Origin of the sequence: Catellatospora chokoriensis (assembly GCF_011297315.1) — a bacterium.
GTDB classification, from domain to species: domain Bacteria; phylum Actinomycetota; class Actinomycetes; order Mycobacteriales; family Micromonosporaceae; genus Catellatospora; species Catellatospora citrea.
The window spans coordinates 116,184-122,472 of the sequence record NZ_JAAOTI010000029.1 but is presented as its reverse complement, the minus strand read 5'-3'; the positions used below and the strand labels follow the sequence as shown (position 1 = coordinate 122,472).

At 70.0% G+C, this 6,289-nt stretch carries 5 protein-coding genes; 2 read left to right on the top strand and 3 right to left on the bottom strand.

Annotated features, from left to right (window positions below; genetic code table 11):
• Positions 1 to 27: 27 nt before the first annotated feature.
• From HAV39_RS33740 to HAV39_RS33730, 3 genes are all read right to left on the bottom strand, one after another.
• On the bottom strand, positions 28 to 939 hold the full coding sequence (locus HAV39_RS33740) for a carbohydrate ABC transporter permease (protein WP_239120205.1): 912 nt from the start codon (positions 937 to 939) through the stop codon (positions 28 to 30).
• A 17-nt stretch (positions 940 to 956) separates the two neighbouring features.
• Positions 957 to 1,961: an ABC transporter permease gene (locus HAV39_RS33735; RefSeq protein WP_191843234.1), complete on the bottom strand. Its 1,005-nt coding sequence runs from the start codon at positions 1,959 to 1,961 to the stop codon at positions 957 to 959.
• Between the two features lie 85 nt (positions 1,962 to 2,046).
• Positions 2,047 to 3,717 (bottom strand): extracellular solute-binding protein, encoded by a 1,671-nt coding sequence (locus tag HAV39_RS33730; protein ID WP_191843223.1) that lies wholly within the window; start codon positions 3,715 to 3,717, stop codon positions 2,047 to 2,049.
• Positions 3,718 to 3,946: 229 nt separating this feature from the next.
• Between HAV39_RS33730 and HAV39_RS33725 the strand changes: the two genes are divergently transcribed.
• On the top strand, positions 3,947 to 5,158 hold the full coding sequence (locus tag HAV39_RS33725) for an ROK family transcriptional regulator (RefSeq protein WP_191843233.1): 1,212 nt from the start codon (positions 3,947 to 3,949) through the stop codon (positions 5,156 to 5,158).
• Between the two features lie 101 nt (positions 5,159 to 5,259).
• A complete protein-coding gene (locus tag HAV39_RS33720) occupies positions 5,260 to 6,279 on the top strand; it encodes a sulfotransferase family protein (RefSeq protein WP_191843222.1) in 1,020 nt (339 codons plus the stop codon).
• Positions 6,280 to 6,289: the final 10 nt, after the last annotated feature.

Genomic DNA, 6,289 nt, shown 5'->3' with positions numbered 1-6,289 from the left:
GGCGGGAGGGAGGGAGGGGGTGGGGGGTCAGCCCTTGAGGGCGCCGGTGATGACGCCCTTGGTGAAGTGGCGCTGGATGAAGGGGTAGACGGCTAGTACGGGGATGAGGACCACTACGACTACGGCCATTTTGACGGCCAGGCTGGGTGGGGCGTTGAAGCCGAGGGCGGGCGGGGAGCCGATGCCTGCGGGGCTCTGGCCGGCGATGATGTACGCCTGCAGCACCTGCTGCACCACCCGGTCCTCGGCGTCGTTGAGGTAGAGGACCGCGTTGAAGTAGATGTTCCAGTAGCCGACCGCGTAGAACAGGCCCACCACGGCGACCACGGCCTTGGACAGCGGCAGCACGATCCGGGTGAGGATGGTCCACTCCCCCGCGCCGTCGATCCGGGCGCTGTCGACCAGTTCCGTCGGGATGCCCATGAAGAACTGGCGCACCACCATCAGGTTGAACGCGTTCACCGCCGTGGGCAGGATCAGCGCCCAGTGCGAGTCCTTGAGCCCGAGGCTCGTCACCACCACGTAGGTGGGCACCAGGCCAGGTCCGACCAGGAACGTGATCAGGAAGAACATCAGCAGCGGGCGGTGCCACAGGCTGCCGGGGCGGGACAGGCCGTAGGCGGCGAGCACGGTGCAGACCAGGCTCAGCACGGTGCCGACGACGGTGACGAACATGCTGTTCCAGACCGCCCGCGACACCTCGCCCCGGGTGAAGATGAGCACGTACGCCGAGATGTCGAAGTCGCGCGGCAGGAACACCATGCCCCCGGCGTCGGCGATCGCCTTCTGCGACGAGAAGCTGGTCACGATCACCGACCACATCGGTATCAGCACGGCCAGCACCACGGCGGTGAGCAGCACACCCTTGGCGAGCCGCCCGGGGACCGTGGGCGGCTCCTCCCAGGCGGGCCGCTGGGCACGCCGACGGCGGGCCCTCAAGGCAGGGGTCACCATTGTCATGAGCGGACGAACACCCCCTCCTCGCCGAACCGGCGGGCCACCCGGTTCGCGACCAGGATCAGGATCAGGCCGATCACGGCCTTGAACAGCCCGGCCGCCGCGCCGACCCCGTAGTCCTGGGTGAGCAGGCCGAGGTAGTAGACGTAGGTGTCGAGCACCTCGGCGGCCTGCCGGCCGACCGCGTCCCGCTGCAGGATGAACTGCTCGAAGCCGACGGACAGCGCGTTGCCCAGTTGCAGGATGAGCAGCAGCACCACGACCGGGCGCAGGCCGGGCAGGGTGACGTGCCACAGCCGCCGCCACCGGTTCGCGCCGTCGGAGGCCGCCGCCTCGTACAGGCTCTGGTCGATCGCGGTCAGCGCGGCCAGGAAGATGATGGTGCCCCAGCCGACGTCCTTCCACAGCGACTCCGAGCTGACCAGCAGAATGAACGTGTCCGGATTGGTCATGACGTTCCACGGTTCGAGTCCGTTGTCCCGCAGCACCTGGGCCAGCAGGCCGGAGCCGCCGAGCATCTGCAGGAAGAACGTCACGACCAGCACCCAGCTGAAGAAGTGGGGCAGGTAGACCACGGTCTGGATGAAGCCGCGCAGCCGGGTCGAGACCACGCTGTTGAGCAGGATCGCCAGCGCGATGGGCAGCGGGAAGAAGAAGACCAGCTGGAACGTGGTGATGAGCAGGGTGTTGCGCAGCGCGTCCCAGAACTGGGAGTCCGCGAACAGCTCCGCGAAGTTCGTGAAGCCGATCCAGCGGCTGTTGATGATCGCCTCGACGGCGGTGTCGCCGGACCACTGGTCGTAGTCCTTGAACGCCACCACGTTGCCCAGCGTCGGCACGTAGTGGAAGACCAGCAGCAGCAGCACGGCGGGCAGGGCCATCAGCAGCAACGGCCAGTCCCGCCGCCAGCGCGCGGCGAACGAGGCCTGCCGCCGGGTCGCCGGCGCGCCGGTGGCGGGGGCGGGCAGCGGCCGGGCCGCCGAAGACCCGGCCACTGTGCCCATGGGCCGCCCCGGCGGCCCGTCCTGAAGACGGACCGCCGACGACTCCCCACCAGCGTCGGTGGTGCCTTTCACAGCGACTCCCTGTTCATCGGCCGGCGTCGCTCAGCGCCTTCGCCATGTGCGTACGGCCCGCCTCGCCGCCCCCGTCGCGCCACTCCTTGAGCACCGCGTCCAGGTCGGACAGTGGACGGCGGCCCCGGGCGATGTCCTTGACCTTGTCCTCGGTCGGCTGCTTGACCTTCACGTACTCCGCCGGCATCTCGAGCTTCATGCCCAGCCACGGGTCGACTTCGAGGTTCTTGACCGCGGCGTTCTCCCAGTTGATCAGATCGTTCACGTAGTGGGGAACCCGTGCGTCGTACTTGATCGTGGGGGCGGTGCCGGCGAGGAAGCGGAACTGGTCCGCCTTCTCCTTGCCCTGCAGGTCGGTGCCGGCCGGCCAGCCGTCGGCGCCCTTGGTGAAGTGCTTGCCCTCGACGCCGTACTCGATGAGCTCGAACTCCTTGGTGCCCAGCGGCGCGGCGACGAAGTTGAGGACGCGCAGGATCTCCTCGGTCTTCTCCTTGCCCAGGCCCTTCTTGACGAAGGTGTAGAAGACCGGGTCGCCGCTACCCCAGACCAGCGGCGCACCGCCGTCGGCGGCGAAGAACGGCACCGGCTGCATGTTGAAGCCGGCGGTGACCTTCTGCTGCTCGGCCTGCATGCCGAGCCACGCGCCCACGCCGTCCTGGATCATCGCGATCTTGCCGCCGGAGAAGAGCAGCTTCGCGTCGGCGCCCTTGCTGGCCACGACCTCGGGGTGGATCAGCCCGTCCTGGTACAGCTTGGCCATGAACTCCAGCGCGGCCTTGAACTCGTCGGTCTCGTACTTGAACAGGACCTTGCCGTTCTTGGCGCCCCAGCCGTCCTTCGAGTTCGGCACCCGGAAGATCATCTCAACCATCGCCTGGACGTCGTTGAACGCCCACACGCCCTTGCCGGGGTTGGTCATCTTCTTGCCGAAGTCGTACAGCTCCTGGGCGGTCTTCGGGATCGCGGCGCCCGCGGCGTCGACGAGATCCTTGCGGTAGAACAGCGCCCACGGGTACGGGCCGTCGGTCGGCCACGGCACCGCCATCAGCCGCTCGTTCCAGACGGCGTTGCCCCAGGCCACCGTCGGCAGGTTGGCCAGCATCTGGTACGGCTTGACCTTGTCCCCGGCCAGGTGGTCGGTGAGGTCCTCGAACAGGGCCTTCGCCGCCTCCGAGAAGTTGGGGATCTTGCTGATCTCCCAGCCCGGGATGCAGAGCACGTCAGGGATGTCGCGGGCGGGCAGGATCGCGTTCAGCTTGTCGGCGTACGTGTTGCCGTCCTGGATGCCCGGGGTGACCACGGCGCCCAGCTCCGCGTTGATCGCGTCGAGGTAGGCGTTCTGGCCCGGGCCCGCCGGCACCTGCCCCCAGTACGGCGTCATGGTGGTGATGGTGCTGCCCCGGCCGGGCTTCTCGGTGATCGCGTCGACCAGCGAGGACGGGTACTTGGTGAAGCCGTTGGCGACCGGCGAGACGCCCTTGATGTCCGGCTGCACCAGTTCCAGCGGCTGGTACTTGGGCAGGACCGCCTGCAGTTTGTCGAGCTGCTGCGTCGTGCCCGGGTCCGCCGCCTTCTCACCGCAGGCGGCGAGTGCGCCACTGCCCGCGACGGCGATCGCACCCAGGCCCACCAGGCTCAGGAACGATCGGCGGTTCGCCGCCGCGCCCGCAAGGGGGTTGTCCACGGCGTGCTCCCTTCGTCATTTGTCTAGCTCAGGATCAGGGAAAGGGGTGTTCGTGGAGCGGTTACAAGGTACAGTTAGTTCGGCTTCCGACTAAACAAACTAGCCGAAGGTCAGGGTGACCACAAGGGAGCGTTCCCATGCCGAGCTCCACGGCGGTGCTGCTGCGCGGCTCGATACGGCATGATGGTGCGACCAGTGCAGCCACACCGGAGGGCAGACGGTGATCACCATGCAGCGCGGCCCTCAACCGGCGGACTTCGCCGACGTGAGGGCCACGAACCTGGCCGTCGTGCTGCGCTACGTGCGCGGCAACGCGCCATGCTCCCGCGCGGAGATCGCCGCCTCCACCGGGCTCAACAAGGCGACCGTGTCCAGCCTCGTCGCCGATCTGATCGAGCGCCGCCTGCTGCGCGAGACCGGCCTCACCGAGCACCGGATCGGCCGGCCCGCGACCATGCTCGTGCTCGACGGCTCGCCGTACGCGGCGATCGGCATCGAGGTCAACGCCGACTACCTCACCGCGGTCGCCATCGACCTGGCCGGGCAGCAGGTGCTGTCCTGGCGGCGCTCGTTCGCCGGGCTCGCGTCCAGCCCCGCGCAGGCCGCGACCGCGATCGCGGCCCTGGGCCGGCGCGCGGTGAACCGGGTGCTCAAGGAGGACCGCCGAGTGCTCGGGCTGACCGTCGGCGTGCCCGGCCTGGTCTCCCCCGACGGCGTCGTCATCATGGCGCCCAACCTGGGCTGGCGCGACGTCAACCTGCGCGACATCGTCAACCGCGCGCTCGGCGAACCGGGCTTCCCGGTCGCCGTGGACAACGACGCGAACCTGGCGGTGCTGGCCGAGTCGCGCTACGGGGCGTTCGCCGGCTCGCAGAACCTGATCTACCTGACCGGCGAGGTCGGCATCGGCGCGGGCATCATCAGCGACGGCCACCCGCTGCGCGGACACCGCGGCTTCCCCGGCGAGATCGGCCACATCACCATCGACCCGCAGGGTCCGCCGTGCGCCTGCGGCCGCCGCGGCTGCCTGGAGGCGATCGCGGGCATCACCGCGATCATCGCGCGGGTGCTGCCCGAGGTGGCCGGCGACGGCGACATCACCGACCTGCAACCCGAGGTCGACGAGGTGGTACGCCGCGCGCGAAGCAGCGACCCCGCGGCGCTGCGGGCGCTGGAGGACGTCGGCCGGGCGCTCGGCCAGGGCGTCTCCATCCTGGCCAACCTGCTCGACCCCGAGGTCGTGGTGCTCGGCGGCTACTTCGTGCCCCTCGCGCCGTGGCTGCTGCCCCCGGTCGAGGCCGAACTCCGCGCCCGCCGCATCGGCCCCGACTCCGGCGGCGCCCAGGTCGTCGCCTCCATCCTCGACCACGGCGCGGCGGCCACCGGCGGCGCTGCCACCGTCCTCGACCACGTGGACGCCGGCCGCCTTCCCCGCCTCTGACTCCGCCGCGGCCCGTTGAGCGGGGTGCGCATCGTGGGCTGTTCACGGGTCGTTAATAAGGGTGTATTCCGGACAAGCCACCCTTATGGACGGAGCCACCCGTGGGCAGTGACCGGCCGGTGTTCGTCGTGGGCTGCCCGCGCTCGGGCACCACGATGCTTCAGCTCATGCTGCACGCGCACCCCCGCATCGCCATCCCACCCGAGACGCGTTTCCTGCTGGGCGCGTACCTCGACCGGGCCAGCTTCGGCGATCTGCGCGAGCCGGCCAACCGCCGCGGCCTCGCGGAGTGGATCACCAACGGGAAGACCGCCTTCGGCGACCTGGGCCTGGACCCGGACGCGGTGGTCGAGGAGATCGTGACCGGCCCGCCGACGCTCGGCTCCGCGCTCGGCATCGTGTTCCGCGCGTATGCCCGCCGCTTCGACAAGCCGCGCTGGGGCGACAAGCGCCCGGCATACCTGAACAACCTGGGCCCGCTGCTGCGCCTGTTCCCCGACGCGCAGATCGTCAACATCGTGCGGGACGGTCGCGACTGCGTCGCCTCGCTCGGCGAGACGCCCTGGCAGCAGGGCAAGGACGTATGCCACGCGATCTCCGACTGGGCGCGGGCGATGGACTCCTCCGCGTGGGCCCGCCGCGTCCTGGACGCGCACTCCTACCACGAGGTGCGCTACGAGCACCTGGTCGCCGATCCCGAGACCGAGTTGCGGGCGATCTGCCGGTTCCTGGGCGAGGAGTACGACCCGGCGATGGCCGAACCGGCGCGGCTGGCCGACGTCGCGGTGCCCAGCCACAAGAGCTGGCACCGGCTCACCCATGAGCCGGTGACCACCGAGCGAGTCGGCAGCTGGCGGGACCGGCTGGAACCCTGGCAGGTCACGCTGTGCGAGGCGAAGCTCGGCGGGCGGCTGCGGGAGCTGGACTACCCGGTCACCGACGAGCGCTCGCCCTGGTGGCGCGGGCCGGGTCGGGTGCACCACCTGCACTACGCCCACGTCGACGGGCCACGCCGCACCGTCGCGGCGCGCCGCGCGCTGACCCGCCTGCGCGAACGGATGCGCCCCGCCGAGACGCTGGCCTACCGCCCGGCCGAGCCCCGCGAACTTCTTCCGCACTGACCGGCATAGG

What these genes read in the sequence shown, in the direction of transcription:
- HAV39_RS33725 (WP_191843233.1), top strand. Translation starts at nt 3,947, where the DNA reads ATGCAGCGCGGCCCTCAACCGGCGGACTTCGCCGACGTGAGGGCCACG.
- HAV39_RS33735 (WP_191843234.1), bottom strand. Translation starts at nt 1,961, where the DNA reads ATGGGCACAGTGGCCGGGTCTTCGGCGGCCCGGCCGCTGCCCGCCCCC.